This is a genomic window from Paenibacillus xylanexedens (genome assembly GCF_001908275.1).
Classification (GTDB): Bacteria; Bacillota; Bacilli; order Paenibacillales; family Paenibacillaceae; genus Paenibacillus; species Paenibacillus xylanexedens_A.
On record NZ_CP018620.1, the window covers coordinates 4,958,746 to 4,980,648 of the forward strand.

Below are 21,903 nucleotides of genomic sequence, written 5' to 3' on the forward strand. Positions count from 1 at the left end.
CGGCCCATTACTTGTCCATTAATAACTGTTCGATGTACTCAACGCAAGTTTGTTTATTTTAACTTCCGGGTTACTTACCACCTGTTGAATCATGGAAATAAAGTGTTTTTGTATCTGTTCAACGGTAGATGGGTCATACACATTGGCATTGTACATCAATATGATCTTCATATTTTCATGGGGCTTGACGATCAAAGTAAAATCAAAACTATTGTGTTCTGTACCCCCAACATTCATAATCTCAAGCGGTATTTCACCTTTCTGACCCAGACTCTCCATTCGATGATCTACCGGGAAGTTCTGATATACAACAACATGGTTAATCAGAGATTGTTTTTGCTTGGTCAGATTTTGAATATCATATAACGAATACGTATCATATGCATGTGACTCCACAGCTTGTGCCTGATTCCTTTTCATTAGAGATATAAATGACTCATCGGCCTGAGCCTGGATACGAACAGGAATCGCATTAATAAATAATCCAATCATACTTTCGATCCCAGGAATGACAGGTGGTCTGCCCGATACAACACTTCCGAATACAACATCATTGCTTTCATTGTATTGCTGCAACAATACACCCCAAGCAGTCTGCACTAACGTATGGAGAGTTACATGCTGCTGTTCTGCAATCTGTTTCATTTGCTCGATTAGTACATCATCCAAATAACAGTTTAGCGTTCTGGAATCCTGTCTCTCATGTTTCGGTTTGATTTTTTCTCCAGGCAGTTTCGTTTGCCCCGCATAACCATCCAAGTAATGACTCCAATACGCTATTGCACCTTGATGATCTTGCTGTTCCAACCATTCAATGAATTGACTATAAGGTGTTAATAGGGTCACTTGAGGCTTTCTATTCTCCCGAATCGCAAAATAATTTTCAAATATCTCTTTACTTACAAGAGACATACACCAGCCGTCCATCAAAATATGGTGAAAACTCCATATGACGCGGTATTCCTCATGCTTTGTTCGTAAAACAGACATACGTATTAGCGAATCTCGTTGTAAGTCAAATCCTCTCGCCTTGTCTTGCTCGATATACTCGTCAACATACGTTTTACGTTGCAGCTCACTTGTGCCAGCTACAACTTCATAGTTAAATTCAAATTTCTTCTCTTGATACACGATTTGAAGAGGGATGTCCACGAAATCACTGTAAAAATTAGTTCTTAATATCGCATGCCTTTGCATTAATTGATCCAAACTTTGCGCAAAAGAGGTAACATCCAAATCACCACGCATGTCAAACATGATTTGTACAAAGTAAGCGCCGGAAATTGGATTCCGTTCACTTTCGTACAACATTTCCTTCTGTAATGGTGTAAGTGGGTACACATTTTCGATTCGACCGATGTGCCCAGTTTGTTCCACGATTTGATCCAATTGATCAATGGTTAATGACTTGCATGAAATATCACTTGGCGTAAGCTCGGTTTGTTCCTTCGTTACACAATGTTCAACGACTCTATTAAGACCTTCCTTATAGAGACAAGCCAATTGCTCCATCGTTTCCCGGCGATATTGTTTTGAACTATAGTTAATGGACAGCGACAACCGCCCCTCTTCAACAATGCCATTGATATTAAGCACAAATGGTCTCTTGTTGTTCTCACTTACGGATGGCCCGCTGGAATAATGCGAGAATTTAATGCCATCTTGGCCCGAATCCTGATTCACCTGTCCCATATAGTTGAAACTAATTTCAGGATTTTTCTCTAACTTGAATCCTTCATGTCCATGTGACAAATACCTCGAAATCCCGTAACCAATGCCCTTAGTTGGGATCTGGCGCAGTCCTTCCTTGACGGTCTTAATCTTCCTTGATAAGTCAGCCCCGGACTCCATCGTAATCATAACGGGGTACATGCTCGTAAACCATCCCACTGTACGCGTAATGTCCAGCTCTGGCAGGATGTCTTCTCTACCGTGTCCTTCCAGATTTACGAGGATTTCTCCCATGCCTGTCCAATCATGAACAGCCATTCCCAATGCCGTTAGCAATATATCATTAATTTCCGTATGGTACGCATGATGTGTTTGCTTTAATAAAAGCTCGGTTTCCGCTGCGGTCCAATGAATGGTGATCGTTTCACTATCTTTGCCAATCGTCTCATCACAATCCATATCTTTAGGCAGCGGGCTTAGCTGAGCCTGCTCCACACGACTCCAGTATGGATTCTCTTGCTTCATCGCCGGGCTGTCTGCAAACGTAGACAATTGTTCTGCCCATTGTTTAAACGAGGTCGTTTTTTGAGGAAGCCGGATTTCTTCACCTCTTAAGAACTGGTCTTGCCCTGTCTGAATATCTTCATATAAAATACGCCATGATACCCCGTCTACCAACAAATGATGAATGGCAATAAGCAGGTGATCCCCTTCAGCACATTGGAACAACCCAAGTTTGATCAAAGGTCCGTGAGACAGATCCATACCACTCTGAATTTCTTTTGCTTTATTTTCAATGAACGATGCAGGATCTGCTTCTGTTTTGAGGTCAACGATTTCAAGGCTGTATAATCCATCTTCGTCTGCCCCTCGATTCCACGCTTCATACCCGCCTTCAGGCGCCTGACGATAAAGGATGCGGAGAGCATCATGCTGTTTAACGATCTTATCCATGATGTTGTGAATAAAGCGGACATCAAACCCTTTTTCACGAAAGAACATCATTTCCTGATTGTAATGATGTGCGTCCACCATATTTTGATCAAAGAACCAGCGCTGAACAGGTGTCAGCATCACTTGCCCCGTAACTTCCCCTTGGTCAGAAATAGTGCTCACAGATGTAACGTGTTCACTCAACTCCGCTACTGTCGGATAGGTGAAGAAATGCTTCATTTCCACTTTATACCCTGCTTGAAGCAGTCGTGAGGAAACTTGAATACATTTAATCGAATCGCCCCCGAGTTCAAAGAAATGATCTGATGTGCTAATCTTTTGAACACCAAGCACAGCTTCCCAGGCAGCGACGATCGCTTGTTCTACAGCGTTCTGCGGTGCCATATACTCGGTGCCTTTTTGCATATGTTCTTGTGGAGATGGCAATACCTTTCGGTCAACCTTTCCATTGGATGTTAACGGTATATGCTGTAATTGAATAAAATAAGACGGGATCATATAATCCGGAATTTCATGAGATAATGCCATTCTGATTTTCTTCGCTGTCAGTGAGCTGTCGCCTTTCCAATACGCACACAACTGCTTCGAACCATCCTCATGTTCACGGGCAATAACGACCGCTTCCTGAATGGAGTCTATTTGCAAAAGCGCAGTTTCCACTTCGCCAAGCTCAATTCGGTAACCACGGATTTTCACTTGATGATCGATTCGTCCCAGATATTCAATATTTCCATCCGGCAGCCATCTTGCGGCATCTCCTGTGCGATACATTTTCCCTTTTGTAATCCAGGGATGATCCACAAATTTCTCTGCGGTTAAATCAGGCCGGTTCAGATAACCTCTGGCTAGGCCCTCACCTGCTACAACTAATTCTCCCTGAACACCGATCGGTTGAATGCGTTGATGTTGATCCAAAATATAGGTCTGCAACGTCGGGATTGGTTTTCCAATGTTGCTCTTTCCAGCATGTATTTCAATGTCGGTTATTTCCTTATAAGTTACATGAACCGTCGTTTCGGTTATCCCATACATATTAATTAACTGGATAAATGGATATTTCAGCTTCCATTCCTTCAATAACACGGGATTGAGGGCTTCTCCTCCAAAAATCACTTTTCTTAATTTCAGATCTGCTGCATGACCTGCCAGTTCTTCCTGAAGAAGATGATAGAAATACGTTGGCGTTTGATTCAATATCGTCACTTGCTCGTTTTTTAACAATTGTAGAAATTGTTCGGGACTTTTTGCCGTCATTTGAGGTACGATAACCAGTTTTCCGCCATAGAGCAATGCCCCGTACATTTCCCATACCGAAAAATCAAAACAAAAGGAATGGAATAATGTCCATGTATCTGATGCATTAAAATCAAACAAATTTTTACTATTGAACAACAATCGCACCACATTTTTATGTTCAATACATGTCCCTTTTGGTTTACCTGTCGTTCCTGAGGTATAAATTACATATGCCAGGCCTGTTGGTGCAGCAGTCATTCCCAAATCGGAATGATCTTCATGATAGGACTCAGGTAGATCCAGGTAAACGACCTCTCCTGCAAAAGAGATGCGTTCTTGCAAATGACTTTGCATTAATAGTACATGTACACCCGAATCCTCAAGCATGTAGTTTATACGATCTTCCGGATATTCAGGATCAATCGGCACGTATGCGCCACCCGCTTTCAAAATCGCAAGGATTCCTACAACCATGTCCAGCGAACGATCAGCGATGATCCCGATTAACTGATCATTTTGAATGCCTTTGCTGTTCAGTGTTCGTGCCAATTGATTGGCCTTCCGGTTCAGCTCCTGATAGGTCAAGTCCTGGTTCTCAAATACAACCGCAACATGTTCAGGAGTTCTTGCCGCTTGTTCCTCAAACAGTCCATGAATCGTTTTGTCCATTGGGTATTCAGCCATAGAATCATTAAACTGTTCCAAAATTTGTGTTTTCTCCTGTGTTGTGGTCAAGTCTATTTCATGGATAGGGATATGCGGATTGTTGACCACTTGCTCCAGTATCCGAATCAAGTGACCTTGTATCCGTTCTACGTTTGCCCTACTATAGACGTTAGCATTGTAATAGAACATACATTTCATGGATTGGCCTGGTTTAATAATCAGATTAAAGTCATAGTTCGTTTGTTCATCTGCTTCTACATTCGTAATCCGAAGAACTGTCTCCTCCTGATCCCCAAACTGTTCCATAATGCCCTGTACAGGATAATTCTCGAATATCAAGATATGATCAATCAAATTTTGCTTTTGCGATGTTTCCGCTTGAATCTCGTATAACGGATACGTGTCATGTGGATGAGAAGCAACAGCATGTTCCTGATTCCGCTTCATAATCGCTGCAAATGTCTCATTACCTTGAGTCTGAATGCGTACAGGAATGGTATTGATGAATAAACCAATGATTCGCTCCACTCCAACAATCGCCGCAGGTCTGCCCGACACCACGCTTCCGAATACAACATCCTCACTGCCGTTATATATCTGTAGCAACATTCCCCATGCTGTCTGCATGAACGTATTCAGCGTCACCTGATTCTGACTGGCCACTTGTGCGATTTGTCCGGTTAATTCCTGACTAAGTGTACAAATCATATGTTCTGAATGATATTCATCACTCTTCGTAATTGAATGTTCTTTTGGCAAAGTGGTCTGCTCATCATAACCTTCCAGATAGTCACGCCAATATTTCAGGGATGCATCATGATCTTGGTTGTCCAACCATTCGATATAGTGTTTGTATGGAATCGTACCCTTTGCCTCCAGTTTTCGTTGTTCCTGAATAGCAAAATATCCATCAAACAACTCCTGGATTACAAGCGACAGGCACCAGCCATCCATCAAAATATGATGATAATTCCAAATGAAACGATAGGTTTGGTCATGCGTTTGCAAGATCGAAATACGCATTAACACATCCTGAGACAGGTCGAAACCTTTTATTTTATCTGCTCTTGTATATTCTGCCACGTATGCTTCACGATCTTTTTCATTCATCTCACGTAAATCTTCGTATATTAGCCCATTCCGTTTATGACGGTATACCACTTGCAGAGGTCCATTCTTCCATTTGCTATGAAAATTTGTTCTGAGAATCGAATTACGCTGCATCAACTGATCCAAACTCTTCGTAAAAGCTCCCACGTCTAACGGACCATGAAGATCCAGTGTGGTTTGAAGGAAATACGCTTCCGATTTTGAATGAAGCAAATGATGAAAGAACATCCCATTTTGCATCGGTGACAAAGCATATATATCTTCGATTTCACCAATGTGTTCGGATTCTTGAACAAATCCTTCTAATTCTTCAATCGTAATTCCTTTTAACGTTAGATCACTTGGTGTACATTCCGGCTTCTCTTTTGTCACACAATGCATTACGATTTCTTGCAGATGATCTCTAAAATATGTTCCCACTCGCTCTATCGTTTCTTTTTGATATTGTGTACGACTATACCGAAGGGACAACGTCAATTTGCCTTCCACAATTAAGGCATTCATATCGATAAGAACATTTCTTCTGTGATTGTCGCTTGCTGTTGCTCCGCCTGGATAGGGAGAGATCTGCATCCCACTATTCTGAAGATCCTGATCAAATTGTCCCAAATAGTTAAAACTAATTTCAGGATTTAAGGTAAAGGGCGTTTCTTGCTGATGTGCACTTAAATATCGTAAAATACCATAACCAATTCCTTTTTTAGGGATTTGACGAATCATTTCTTTGTTTGTTTTGATGAAAAGAGACATATTTGAACTTGCTTCCATATCAAGTACAACCGGATACTGGCTCGTAAACCATCCGATCGTTCGTGTAATATCGAGATCCGGTAAAATTTGTTCTCTTCCATGTCCCTCCAGATTGACCAGCACTTTATCCATGCCCGTCCATTTGTGAATAGACATGCCTAATGCATGGAGCAGCAAATCGCTAATCTCCGTTTTATACGCACGATTCGCTTGTTTTAATAATTGCTCCGTTTCTGCCGCTGACCATTCCATCATGATTTCTTCGCTGTCTTTTTCCAATGCATGATCCGCTTCGAAATCTGTAGGTAACGGCTTATAAGTTGCTTTTTCAATTTCATTCCAATATGCAATCTCTTGCGTTATCGCATCACTGTTCGCATACAACTGGAGCTGTTCTGCCCATAATTGGAATGAAGCCGTTTTTTGCGGTAGTTGAATCGATTCTCCCTCACTTAATTGTTCATATCCTCTCGATAGGTCTTCAATCAAAATTCGCCATGAAACCCCGTCGATGACGAGGTGATGAATAACGATGAGTAAATGATCTCCGTCTGCACATTGAAATACGCCCAGCTTCATCAAGGGTCCACGTTCCAAAGTGAACGTGCTTTGCATTTCATTTGCCTTCTTCTCGATTTCTTGAGACGGATCTGCTAATGACTTGAAGTTCATCACTTCAAGTGTATATAAGGATTCCCTTGCCAACCCTTCATTCCACGCTTCATACCCCTGTTCTGTAAGGCGATATACTGTACGAAGTGCATCATGATGCTCACTCAATTTATCGAATACACGCCGAAGTGTGACTTCATGAAAACCTTCTTTCCGATACAACATCACGGACTGATTATAATGATGGGCGTCCACCTTGTATTGCTCAAAAAACCAATGCTGGATTGGAGTCAGCATCACTTTTCCAGTGATGATTCCCTGTTCAGACATCGTACTAATGGGTTGAACATAGGGAATCAAGCTTGCTATGGTTGGATTTTTAAACAGATGCTCCATCTGCACCTGGTAACCTGCTTGATATAACCTCGAAGAAACTTGAATGGATTTAATCGAATCTCCTCCAAGCTCGAAGAAATTATCCAAAATCCCAATGTTCTCTACCCCAAGTACCTCTTCCCAGATAGATACAAGTTGTTGTTCCACCATCGTTCGGGGTGCTTCGTACTCCATGCCCTTCAACATATGTTCTTTGGGAGCAGGCAAAGCTTTGCGATCTATTTTCCCGTTTGACGTGAGCGGCATCTGATCCAGTTGTATAAAATAGGACGGAATCATGTAGTTTGGCAGCTGCTGGGACAGCGCCTCCCGCAGTTCCCCGATCGTGATTGCATCCTCTCCTACCAGGTACGCACATAATTGTTTGGTTTCCGTTTCATCTTCTCTGGCTATGACGATGGCCTCTTTTATCTGGGTACTATTTAGAAGAGCCGTCTCCACTTCACCAAGTTCAATCCGGTGTCCACGAATTTTCTCTTGATGATCCGCCCTTCCTATATACTCTATGTTCCCATCGGGCAGCCATCTTGCGAAGTCACCTGTCTTGTACATTTTCGCTCCCGAAACAAATGGATCATCCACGAATTTCTCCGCCGTCAGATCTGGACGGTTCAAGTAACCTCTGGATAGCCCTGCTCCGGCTAAACATAATTCTCCCTGAACTCCAATAGGCTGCAATTCATTCCGTTCTCCTAAAATGTAGACTCTATTGTTCGCAATAGGCTTCCCGATTGAGATATTTTGATCTGCCGACTTGATCGACAGAACTGTGGATACAACACTATTTTCGGTTGGACCGTATTCATTACACACTTCGATGCGTGGATTGATGCGCTGCAATTTGTGTATTAAGGCAGGAACAATCTTCTCTCCCGCAGCCACCACATTTTTCATGGATGCCCAATCTTCCGCGCTTACTTGTTCCAATAGAGTCATCAAGAAACTGGGTGGACTTTGGATGTGCGTGATTTGCTGATTTTTGACCATCGTATTGATGGCTATAGCATCTTTACACTGTTGCTGGTTTAACAAATACACTGTCGAGCCAGATATCATCGGACCAAAGAAATGAGTAATAAATGAATCAAAAACGAAAGGATTCAGCATTAATACCCGATCATCCCCGGTAAAATGATAAAAATCCGATTTCCATTGCAGGGAATTCACAATGCTGGCATGTTCAATCATTACGCCTTTGGGATGACCTGTTGTTCCAGACGTGTAGATCATGTATGCCAAATCACTGGAGATCGCTCCATCTACCAAATTTAAATGATCCTCATAGTGATTTACTTCAGAATCCAGAATGACACATGTTCCTGCATAATGTTCCGGCTTCTGTATATGACCTTGATGCAGCAACCAAGCCACTTTTGAATCCTCAAGGATATAGTGAATACGATCTGCCGGATATTCCGGATCGATTGGGACATATGCCCCGCCAGCTTTTAAAATACCGAATAAACCTATGATCATCTCAAGTGAGCGCTCTGCCATAATCCCAACGAATTCACCCACTTGCACCCCCTTAGCTTGAAGCAATCGGGCCAATTGGTTGGATTTTTGATTTAACTCTCTGTACGTTAAGTGTCTATTCTCAAATACGACTGCCGGATGGTCCGGTGTTCGTTCCACCTGTTCTTCAAATAATTGATGCATCGTCTTGTTATGTGGATACCCAACCCTTGTATCGTTAAAGTCATATAACAGCTTGTTTCGATGAAACTCTGATAACATATCGACATAACTTAACTCCAGATCAGGTTGGTTTAGAACTACGGAAAACAATTGGTCAAGTTGCTCTACAATTTGAACCATATAATCGCGATCATAACGATCATCATCATAAACTAATCTTAACTGAATGGAGTCGTTCTTTAGATCAAAGTGGAACATCGTCGCCGCTTTTACATGATTTTCATCAAGGGTGGGATGAATTTCATTCAACGAAACCAAGGTATGAATTAATGGGACATGGTTCGAATCATACTGAACATTTAAACGTTCAACCATTTTTCTGAAAGGGATTCGTTGATGCTGAATGGCTTCGGTTAAACTGATCTTCACTTGATTAAATAAGGACTTGAATGACATCGCATGATTGAAATTATTTTTTAAGATAAGAACCTTATTCGAGAGGGATAGATCATTGTTCTTTTCTTCCATCGTTGGTATGCCAATAATCATCTTGGTTTCATTCGTGTATTTATATAACAGACACTGAACTCCCGTTAATAAGATCGTATATATCGCCATAGGAGCATTTCTTGACATGGACTTGATTTTATATGAAACATCGGCTGATAAAGACTTATATATATCATTCTGGTGCTGCGTTTCGTCTGGGTGTTTGGAGGTTGTCTTGCAATAAGGCAAATGAACAAGATGATCATCATCTTCAAATCGGCTTGCCCAATACGATTCCTGTTTCTTAAAAATAGACATACGGCACCCCGATCACTTTATATTTTTAGGTTAGCTTAGAAGAAATCTACTTCAATTAGATCAGCCAGCGTATCCCCATCTATTAATTCTTCAACCAATTGAATCTTGTTGATTTCAATATGAGGGTCGTTGGCAATGGTTGTTAATATGACCAACAGATTTTGCGACATCGCTTCAATCGTTGTTTTCTCAAATAAAATCGTACTGTATTCAAAGGCCACTTCTAACTTGTGTTGCAATTCGGTAACATACAACGTTAAATCGAATTTGGATACTCTCGTATTTGGAGCATAAGGCTTACAGGTTACTCCATCCATCTGAATCTCTGAGGCATCTGTATTCTGCAACACAAACATGGTGTCAAACAACGGATTCCGCCGAGCATCTTTGGTTACATTCACTTTCTCAATCAATTCTTCAAACGGATAATCCTGATTCTCATAAGCGTTCAACATATTTTCTTTCACTTCCAGCAGATACTCCGTGAATGTTTTATCCGCGGCAGGATAATTTCGAATAGCCAGTGTATTCACAAACATCCCCATGACCGGCTCCAGCTCAGCATGTGTCCTGCCTGCAATCGGCGTGCCTACAATGATATCTTCTTGTCCGCTGTATTTAGACAATAAAATCGTATAGGCGGCTAATAGAATCATGTATAACGTTGTTCCTGTCCGTGCTTCCATATTCCTTAAGCCTGGAAGGATGTCTTCCTGCAAAACAATGTCCAATACATCTCCCGCATAGCTTAGTGTTTCAGGTCTTTCATAGTCTGTTGGCAGATCCAATAGCGGGATACTCTCACCAAACACAGTAAGCCAATACTTCTCCTGCTTTTTCATCCGCTCACTATGAAGCTGTATTTGCTGCCATTCAGCATAGTCCTTATATTGAATTCGAAGAGGAGATAGCTCCTCTCCTTTATAGAACTGGCTAAGTTCAGTCATCAGAAGATGCACGGATAGTCCGTCTGCAATGATGTGGTGGAGATCTACCAGCAATACATGACGCTCCTGCTGAAGTTCAATAAGTCCCACCCTCATAAGAGGTGCTTGCCCGAGATCAAATGTGCGAACAAACTGTTCAATTCGATCTTCGATCTCTTCTTCCGTTGACTCGATCAATTCAATTCCAAAGCTAACTTTAGGGTATACGATCTGTTTCGGTTCTCCGTGTATGACTTTGAATCCAGTCCGAAGCGATTCATGACGATGAATCAATTGTTGAAATGCTTCTTCCAATCGGATCCGATCAAGCGATCCTTCCAACATAAACATACCTGACATGTTGTTCATGAGTTCCTTGCCGGCTTTGATGCTCATAATATACATTCTCATTTGCGCTGAAGAAATAGGATAATATTCTTTTTCATCCACTTGAGGAATGGACACTGATACTTCCTGTTCCATTTGTTCAATAGATTGAGCCATCTGTTCAATGGTCTGCCATTCAAAGACGTTTCTTACCGATATGCGGATATTCAGCTTTTGATTGATTTTGGCGGCCAGCTTGGTCGCACGTAAAGAGTTGCCTCCTACATCAAAAAAACTGTCTTTTACACTGATTTTTTTCACGGCAAGCACATCCTGCCAAATAGGCAGCAACTGTTTTTCCACCCCAGTTTGGGGTTCTATATATTCACTTCCCGTTTGTATGTTTTCTTCTGGACTCGGAAGCGATTTGCGATCGATTTTCCCGTTCGATGTCAGAGGCATGTGATCCAATTGTATAAAGTAGGCTGGAACCATGTAATTTGGCAACACCTTAGAGAGGCTTTGTTTTAACTCTCCCACCGTCAGCGTGGAATCCGCTGTAAAGTATGCACATAACGATTTGTCCCCGTGATCATCCTCATGTGCAATGACGATAACTTCTTTCACACACTCTAGATCTAACAGCGCTGCTTCGACTTCTCCTACTTCGATCCGATATCCGCGAATCTTAATTTGGTGATCCATTCTTCCCAGATACTCGATATGGCCATCGGGAAGCCATCTCACCAAATCTCCCGTTTTGTACATTGTCGCTCCCTGGACAAACGGATCACGTACAAATTTTTCTGCTGTCAGCTCAGGTAAATTCAAGTATCCTCTACCAACCCCATCGCCAGAGATACATAATTCCCCTACGACGCCTACAGGCTGAACTTTGCCATGTTTGTTCAGTACATACAGGCGATTATTTCCTAATGTTCGACCAATCGGTAGGTGAGCTCGTTGATTCGCCGTATCCAGGTGTTCTGGAAGTACACGGTATGTCGCAACATCCACACAACATTCTGTTGGACCGTACACATTAATTATGGTTGGAGACGTTATATGATTGAGAGCAAATAATGATGTGATTTCATTTACACTTTGCTGAGAGAGAGCTTCACCGCCAATGAGCATATATTTTAGCGATATGCCTTGAATGTTTTTTGCCTTCGAAAGCAATTTCAGGTGCGCAGGTGTTCCGTCCGTCAAATCAATTTGGTGTTGCTGATAATAATTCATTAAATCTTGTCCATCCATTACCGTGTCCTTGTCTACAATAAACAAGGCATGACCTGACAGCAGTGCGCCAAAAATCTGCTTCACAGATGCATCGAAATAGTAAGGCGCAAGTAAAGCGACATGCAAACCGCTATGCTGATCATCTATAACTTGACTGTACAACGCTTTAACCAAGTGATGAACCTGACGATGTTCGATCATCACACCTTTTGGCATGCCTGTTGTACCCGAAGTATAGATCACATAAGCCAACTGCTCTGAATTCCCTGCCGGTTCCAGATTCGACAGATTAGCTGCATAGGTTTCTTCATCGTTCAAATCCATGATTTGGCCATTGAATGATACCAACTGCTTCAAATGCTTTTGCGTGACTAACACCGTTGCCCCCGAATCATGCAGGATAAAGCGGATACGCTCTTCAGGAGAATCCGGATCAATCGGTACATACGCCCCGCCTGCTTTTAGTATGCCAAAGATGCCAACGATCATATCAATCGAACGATCTGTCAGAATGCCTACAAATTGATCCTGCTGCACACCCTCAGCTCTAAGCGTATATGCCAACTGATTCGCCCGTTCATTCAATTGACGATACGTCCATCGCTCATTTCCAAAACTAACAGCCAATTGATCAGGTGTCCGTTCCACCTGTGCTTCGAATAACTCCTGAATGGTCTGATCCCGGGAATATTCTATGTTGGTATCATTAAAGTCATATAAAAGAACGTGCTGCTCATGTTCAGACAGCATTTGAATATCGAACAAGGCAATATCAGGTTCGATCACAATGTCTCTGAGGATGTTGAACAGATGTGTTTTCATTCTGTCGATGGTATCCCGTTCAAACAGCTCCGTCTTGTAATTAAAGTGCATTTCCAGACACTCATTATCATCCTCAACGATGAACATCAGATCATATAACGATACACCGACATTTAATTCTCTAACTTTAAAGCTGCAATCCTGTTCTTGCCGTTGATTCAACGCAGTATTTAAGAAGATATACATCGTATTAAAAAGTGCTGTCCCGGTTGTATCCCGATGTGTGTTTAAATTCTCTACAAGGTTGTCAAAAAGATAGTCCTGGTTATCCAATGCATCCAGGGATTGTTTTTTAATTTCCTCGAGATAGGATCGAAATGACTTATTCCACACCGGCTGTGATCGAATCGCTACCGTCTGGATAAAGACACCTATCATATTCTCGACATCCGGATGGTTTCTTCCTGATGTTGGTGTACCTACAATCATATCTTCTTGATCCGTATATTGATGAAGCAGCACATTATACGCTGCCAATAACACCATAAACATCGTAGTTCCCGTTTGTTTCGCAAGCTTCTCCAGCGACTGCTTCAAGTGTGCGTCCAACACAAATGACAATCTAGAACCTGCCGAAGTCAAATGAGGTGTCCGAACAAAATCAGTAGGCAGATTAAGGTTCGGGAGTTCTCCTTTGAATTGATCCAGCCAATATTTTTCTTGCTGCTTATAAGACTCCCCCGCCAGAAATTCTTTCTGCCAAGCTGCAAAGTCTTTGTATTCAATCTCAAACTCCGGCATGTTTCTTCCGTCATACACATCGATCAGTTCATTCGCAAGAATGCCAACGGAATATCCGTCCGATATAATATGATGCATCTCGATGAGAATCTCTGCATGATCATCGTTTATACGAATAAATTCGGCACGTATTAATGGCGCTTTGGAGCAATCAAATGGTTTTGCAAACGCCTTAACATGTTGTTCGAATGAAGCAGAGCTTTCCTGAGATTGTTTTACTTCAAAATCAATCGTTGGAGCAATACGCTGGTAAAGCTCTCCATCCATCAGATGGAAACTGGTGCGAAAAGCTTCGTGACGGTGCACGATTTGTTCCAATGACGAAATTAGTTTAGCTTCATCGATATTTCCTGTGACCGTGATATGGCCGCACATGTTCTGAAACACACTATTAGGCTCAAATTGATCCAGAAAATAGATTCGCTGTTGTGCAGCTGACGTCTCATAGAACTCCTTCACGTCCAATGCCTTGATTGGAATGAATGTTTCCTCGTTCTCGCCTGTAATCAGACTGGCAAGCTCTTTCAGACGTTGGTTTTGGAAGAATCGAACGATTGAAATTTTATGTTGAAACTGCTCATGTACCTTGGATAGCATTACTGTCGCCTTGAGCGAGTTACCTCCGAGATCAAAAAAGTGATCATGTCTCCCCACTTGATCGAGGGATAATACGTCCTCCCAGATCAAAGCCAGCTTTTTCTCCACGTCATTGACTGGAGACTCGAATATGGCTGCATGATTAACGTGAGGAAGACGCTCCGTAACAAACCGATTGTACATTCCCTGTAATTGGTCCTGTTGCTCGGATGAGAACAACGTCAAAGACGAAATTTTAGCCTCTGGATGACTCACCATATGTTGCAGCAAACCTTTAAATCCTTCAGACCACAGTTTCATCATCTCAGGTCCAATTAGATCGGTATTGTAATCAAAATCCAGGTACAATTCATGGCTAACATCCGTAATATTAAGAAACAAATCGTAAGAAATATGCTTGGTCGGATACGACATGAATTCAGTCTTGATATTTTCAAATTGGAGATGATGAATGGTTCTGTCCATATTGAATAAAATCCGTGTATCCGGTGCAGTCATATGAGCAAGCTGTTCAGATGCGAGGGTCAATGGAACATGCTGATGTTTCATGACAAGAGCCAGCGTTTCCTTGAGCTGAAGAACATGCTCTACAACGGACTGCTTCATTAACAAGGCATGATGAACAGGTACAATGTTGACACAGTTGCCAATCAGCGCATTTTTTCGCATATGAGACTGACCCGCTGTAGGCACGCCGATGACAAGGTGAGACTGCCCTGTTAGTTGATGCAAATATAAATGAAACGCTGCAAACATCGTTACAAACAAACTGCTCTTATTATTGATACTTAACGTTCGCAAAGACTCCGTTAATTGATGATCCAGCTTGATGGAAAACCTTTCACCAGAATATCCCCTGGGCACATCACCGGACTGCACCGTTGGAAGTGTAATGTTGGGATAGGATAAGGAAAATTGTTCTTTCCAGAACTGGACTCCTTCGGTAAATGACCCTTTTCCATGTTCAAGTCGTTGCCAGCTTAAATACGCTCGGAATGGAGTGGCTTCAGGTAATTGAACCGGAACTCCTCGGACCAGAGCAGAATAGGTATGTTCCAACTCTTGAATGAATACAGCAATCGACCAGCCATCTGCAACAATATGATGAAATGTCAGCACCATAAGATATTGATCAGTTGCCTTTTTAAGCAAGGTGATTCTAAATAGAGGTTCCCCAGACTGTAAATCGAATGCTTCATTTGCATCGGCAGATAACCAATTGGAAATTTCCCGTTCTTGATCCTCACCCGCATATGCCGAGAAATCCAACCATGTACATTGAAATTCCATTACGGATCTGATTTGTTGTGTTTCACGATCGGCATGAATGACTGTTCTCAGGGCCTCATGACGCTGTGCGATCTGATTCACGGCCTGATCCAGTGTGGAAGGCTTTATTCCACCTGTCATTTTTAAAATAACACTCTGATTTAATGCAGCATTCGCATCTTCCCCATGTAATGAAGTTAACAATAATTGTTTTTGCTCTAAAGAGAGCGGATATTCCGAAACAGGCGATTCACCAAAGATAAACCCCCACTCGCGTAGTTCATGGATCGTCTCTTTCACGATTCTGATTATCGTATCCATGTCACCCATGGAATGCACAGTCGATATAAAACAGTTACGGCCTTCCCAAATATATAAACCTTTATAGATTAAATGGTAGAAGAATAATTCCATATCTCCAAATGATATAAATCGAAATAAAGATCCATAGTTCACCATTTGCATCGGTACATTCGCTGTTTTGAAAAACGCATTTAATTCTTTAACAAGATAATCTGCTTTTTCATTTAATTCCTTATATAAAGTTCCTGCTTCAGATTGAAGATACTGTAGTACCGTTAACATCACTCTCATCGTAAGAGGGTGTGTACAGAAGGTTCCACCGACAAACGTTTTCTTATCTGCATCGGAAGGGTAAGAATCATCACCAAAGTTCCAGGTTCCACCATCTACCGGATTCATAAATTCAGCTTTACCCGCGACTATGCCAATAGGCAGCCCGCCACCGACCACTTTCCCATACGTAACCAGATCTGCTTGAACCCCAAACCAATCTTGTGCTCCACCCAGACCAATTCTAAATCCAGTGATGACTTCATCGAAAATAAGTGCAATGCCAAACTGTTTCGTGATCTCTCTAAGTTCCCGTAAGAATTGTGTAGGCTGCAGATCAGGTCTTCGACTTTGCACCGGCTCTACAAGCACAGCAGCCAATTCATCACCCAGGTTCTGAATCATATCCAGTGATTGCGGATGGTTATAATTAAGAATAATCAAATCTTCCATAGCGCTATTTACAATACCAGGAGCCATAGGCAGCGCAGACGATAAAGCATCCCCAGGATTCGCTACACCCAACACGCCGTCATGTGTACCGTGGTAAGATCCTGAAAATAATACAACTTTGGAACGCCTCGTTGCTGCCCTTGCTAAACGAAGTGCAACCATGACAGCTTCTGTTCCTGAATTATAAAATGCGACACGCTCTACACCCGTCAGCTCGGAAATTTTAGCTGCGACATCTCCTGCCAAGTCTGACATAGGGCCCAATGGAGGCAATTGTTCCTGGAGGCTGTCTGCTATTACATTTTGAATAAACGCTGGATTATGGCCAAATAGATTTACACCAAATCCCATCGTCAGATCCAAATACTCATTCCCATCCATATCCCATAACTTTGCTCCCTCTGCACGCGTTGAAATGATGGGATACACCATTTCCTTCCAATACGAGCGAAATCCGGATACATTGCGATTATTCGCATGAACCAAACGTGTTTGGCCTGTTTTTAATTTGGAGCCTTTGGTTCTTGCGGTATACTTGGCTATAAATTGTTCAACATACTGGTTCTGAAGCGGTGATAATCCGCTCTCTTCATGAATTTTCAACGATTGATACGGTATAAAAGGTTTGGCTTCCTTCGAATCCGAATTGGGTTGGATCTCTTTGGTTGGTTTGGTTTCATGATGTTTCATTTCCAAAAGCGGGGATTGAAAAGCATTCATTTGCTCGCCTAACAACACATTCAAACTTTTTAATTGGGACTCCATGAGCTGAATGGCAGACATCACAATTTGTTCCGACACATTCCCTGATGATTTTGCCGTGTTTATATTGTTCACAGATGCCAGATTTCGTTGTTCAGTATGCTCCTGAACTGTTTGATTGTTTATATTTTCAGATACATCATGATGCTTTATATTCTCTGACACATATTTAACTAAGGAATCAATATTTGTAAGGGTTTCAAAAAACATTTCCATCGGGATATTCAAGTGGAACAGCTCTGAGATCTCCTTCTGAATTTGCACAAGAATGATGGAATCCAATCCCATTTGGAGAAAATGAGCTTGATGATCCAGCTCTTCCAACTTCAACCCAGATGCACGACTGATGCTTGTTTTAATCTTTAATTCAATATCGTTTGTATTCATCCCCATTTGAACCTCATTCCTCTCTGACCTATGTCCCGCTGGTATCGTATGTTTGACTTCAATCCAACACCGCTTCTGCTCAAATGGATATAGAGGCAATGGAATTTTCCGAATGACTTCATGATTATAAAACCTTTCCCAATCAATCACTGCCCCTAGTGTAAATAACTGACCGAGTTCATTTAAAGATTCTGCCTTTCCCTGAACATAGATATGATCGCTAACAAGCGTTTTGTCTTTTTTTGCATAACCAAAATAAACATTTGGCAGTTTACCCTCTCCGCTTGCAATTCGTTTCAATTTTTCATGTAATTCTTGTGTACTCATCACTACGATGGCAAGCCGATAATCCAGATTAGCCCTTCCCGTACTGGCTGTATAACAGATTTGTTGAATGGAAACATCCGTGTGATCGGTTAGATATTCATGATACGTTCTAACCAATTCATCCAGCGCCCGTTCCGTGGCAGCAGACAGAACAAATAGATGAGGCTCTTGGGACATTCTTTTATCTACGGTTGGGGAAGGAACATATTCTTCGAGAACCACATGTGCATTCGTGCCACTGAAACCAAAAGAACTAACCCCGCATCGTAATGGACCCTCTTTTTCACCAAAAGCCATTAATTCCTGATTCACATAAAAAGGTGAAGCTTCAAACTTAAGCAGGGGATTAGGCTTGTCAAAGTGAACCAATGGTGGAATCTTTCTATGTTGAAACATAAGAATAGATTTAATTAATCCAACAATCCCCGCCGCTTCAAAACCATGTCCAATGTTAGCTTTGGCAGATCCGATTGCACAAAATTGTTTCCGATCCGTATATTTCTCAAAAGCTTTACGCAAAGCATTGAACTCAACCGGATCACCTAATTTTGTCCCTGTTCCATGTGCTTCAATAAAGTTAAGCGTATCAGGAGAAATGCCAGCTTCTTTCCATGCCTGTTCGATCACATTGGTCTGTGATTCCGGGTTAGGTGCTGTGATTCCTACCGTCTTGCCATCCTGATTAATCGCACTTCCCTTAATCACACCATAGATATGGTCCCCGTCCTTAATCGCTTGCTGCATTGGCTTCAACATGACCGACCCAACACCTTCGCCAAATCCCGTGCCGTTGGCATCTTCGCTAAACGTTCTCGTCAATGCATCTGGAGATTCCATATCCAGTCCGATACTTATCGGTAATAATGCCGTTCGAATGCCACCTGCGATTGCCATTTCACAGTCTCCAGCGAGCAATCCTTTACATGCCATGTGAACAGCAACAAGTGAGGAGGAACAAGCGGTATCAATCGTTAAGGCCGGGCCTTTTAAATTCAAGAAATATGCAATTCTGCTCGCCAGTACAGATGGTAAATTTCCAATGATATAATTTTTGAGTTCTGCGGGGTAACTCGCCGTCACGAGCCGTTCGTAATCATACCCAACTTTGGAATACCCCACGTACACGCCCACATTTCTTCCTTTGATTCCTTCCCCTGCATACCCAGCATCTTCAATCGTATGCCATGCCGTTTGCAAGAACATCCTTTGATTCGGGTCCATAAATTGGGCAGTTTTTGGGGTTATGCCAAAGAAAGAATAGTCGAATTGATCAATTTGATCCAAGTAACCACCCTTGATCCATTGAACTTCGCTCATTGCACTTCGCATGGATTGTATATAATCCGCTGCGTCTTTTATCCGACTTTCCGGGTAGTCCCGAATGTTATGTGTTCCATTTTCCAAAACACGCCAAAAATCGCTTGCATTTGATGCACCAGGGAGATTCAAAGACATACCGATAATAGCAATATCTTTGGATGGCGTATGATCCTCTTGAGTTTTGTTGACTTGCATGGTCTCGCTGTAACCTCTAGCCAGATATGCTGCCAATTCAGTTATCGAGGGATAGGTAAAGAGGTCCGTAACAGCAAGCTCTTCTCCGTATTTTTGTTCTATACGTTCAGCGATTTGGGCCAGCTGTAATGAAGTTGCACCCATATCAAAATAGCTATCCTCAAGTTCAACCTTTTTCCCAACCAGCACTTCAGAAAATAGTGAAGTTAATTCACGTTCTATGACTCGAACCGAAACAGCAGCCTTTCCCTTTGCCTTGTCATTGTCATTCTTGATCCAGTCATGGATGAATGCAGATTCTGTTGAGAATTTGCCTGCTTCATACTGCTTGGCTAACTGATACCGCTGGATTTTCCCACTTGTTGTTTTGGGTAATTTTTTGATGGGCAGTACCTCTTTGACACTCCATCCCCCATGTTTATATAGATGTCTTTTGATTTCTTTAACAAGCGTCAAGAAGTGTTCGATCTTTTTTTTGTACACGACAAACACAATAATTTCTTCACTTTGACTATTCGAATCATACACACCACAAGCAGCAACTCTTCCGAGTTCAATATCATCTAATTGTATGGCGACACGTTCAATGTCATGGGGATATACATTTTTACCATTGATAAAGATAATGTCTTTTTCCCGCCCTGTTACAACCAGTTTTCCATTCATGATGAAACCCAGATCTCCTGTATTCACCCATCCGTCGTGCGTTAATAACTTCTCCGTTGCAAGTGAATTATTATAATAACCTTGGGTGACGTTATCCCCTTTGATTTGAATTTTTCCAATAACCAAATCGGGAACACTGTTCATTTCCTCATCGCAAATTCTAACATGGCAATAATCAATTGCTTCGCCAACGGCAACAAATGATGCTACATGTTCAGCATGTTTCTCGACTTCGATGACACGCTCCCCTAAGTTCAGATGATCCCGGTGAACGTACACCGCAGTAAATTCTTCTTCTACCTTGGGAAAGGAGACGGCAACAGAGGCCTCTGCTAATCCATATACGGTAAACATGGCTGTTTTCTTTAAGTGATATGCTGACAATACATTTAGGAATTCATCACACACTTCGGGTAATATAGGTTCCGCCCCATTATAAATGACTCTGACAGATGACAGATCCCATCCCTCCGCTTTGTCTTCGCGAAAGAAATTCAGGAAGTATTTATAACCAAAGTTAGGAGAAGACAGTATGGTTGCTTTGTGTTCATTTACTTTTTTCATCCATAGAATCGGTTTGCGAATAAATAATTCCGTTGGGAGCAAGTACTGATGAATTCCTGCCACGAGGGGTACGAGATGAAATCCAATCAAACCCATATCATGGGTAAGGGGCATCCAGGAGAGAAAACTATCGTTTGAACTAATTTGTGTGCCATTAATAGCAGCACAAGTATTATAAATCAGGTTTCGATGGGTGAGCATAACGCCTTTGGGATCACCGGTTGATCCAGAAGAAAATTGAATAAATGCCAAGTCATCAGACTGAGGTTCAACTATATTATTAATAGATTCATAATGATATATGATATCTTGGATCAGATCCGTTCTGACTTCTAATTGATGATGGAAATCAAGCATGTCATGTTCCAAAACAAATCTCTTCATTTTATCCAGCACCTTCTCAGATGCAATCATGAAAGGGTTATTTAGCAAATTCCAAATACGGCATACTTTCAAGTTTTGTTCTTCATCTTCACCAATACTTACAGGGATAGGGATCATTCCACCGAGTATACAAGCCCAGAATGCGACTAAAAACCGTTTGTTTTCTTGAATCTGAAAAATAATCTCTTGTTTAGGTTTAATTCCGATGGTTTGTAGATAACCTAAATACCCTTGTGCCTCAGTAAATAATTGATGATAAGATATAAAAGTTTCACGTTTGTCCGCATCGATAAAACGAATACCGCGGTCCGTTATTTTACCTCTGTCGCGGATAATATCCACTAGTGTTTGAAACTGATTAGTATACATATCTCTCCTCCAAATGAATCATCTCTAACATGCTTATCTAATTATTTACACATATTTCAAGCAAAATTTTACCATAGAAATATATGTAAAATCAATCAGTTTATTGTTACTATATGGTAAAAAAATAGAGATTGATTTG

Annotated in this window: 2 protein-coding genes; both read right to left on the minus strand. The window is 41.7% G+C overall.

Annotated features, from left to right (window positions below; all coding sequences use genetic code 11):
• Positions 1-18: 18 nt before the first annotated feature.
• Entirely contained in the window at positions 19-9,840 is a 9,822-nt protein-coding gene (locus BS614_RS21665) for a non-ribosomal peptide synthetase (protein ID WP_074095527.1), read from the minus strand.
• Positions 9,841-9,875: 35 nt separating this feature from the next.
• Entirely contained in the window at positions 9,876-21,764 is an 11,889-nt protein-coding gene (locus BS614_RS21670) for a non-ribosomal peptide synthetase (RefSeq protein ID WP_074095528.1), read from the minus strand.
• Positions 21,765-21,903 lie beyond the last annotated feature (139 nt).

Coding starts and splice junctions, on each gene's coding strand:
- BS614_RS21670 (WP_074095528.1), bottom strand. CDS start 21,764: ATGTATACTAATCAGTTTCAAACACTAGTGGATATTATCCGCGACAGA.
- BS614_RS21665 (WP_074095527.1), bottom strand. CDS start 9,840: ATGTCTATTTTTAAGAAACAGGAATCGTATTGGGCAAGCCGATTTGAA.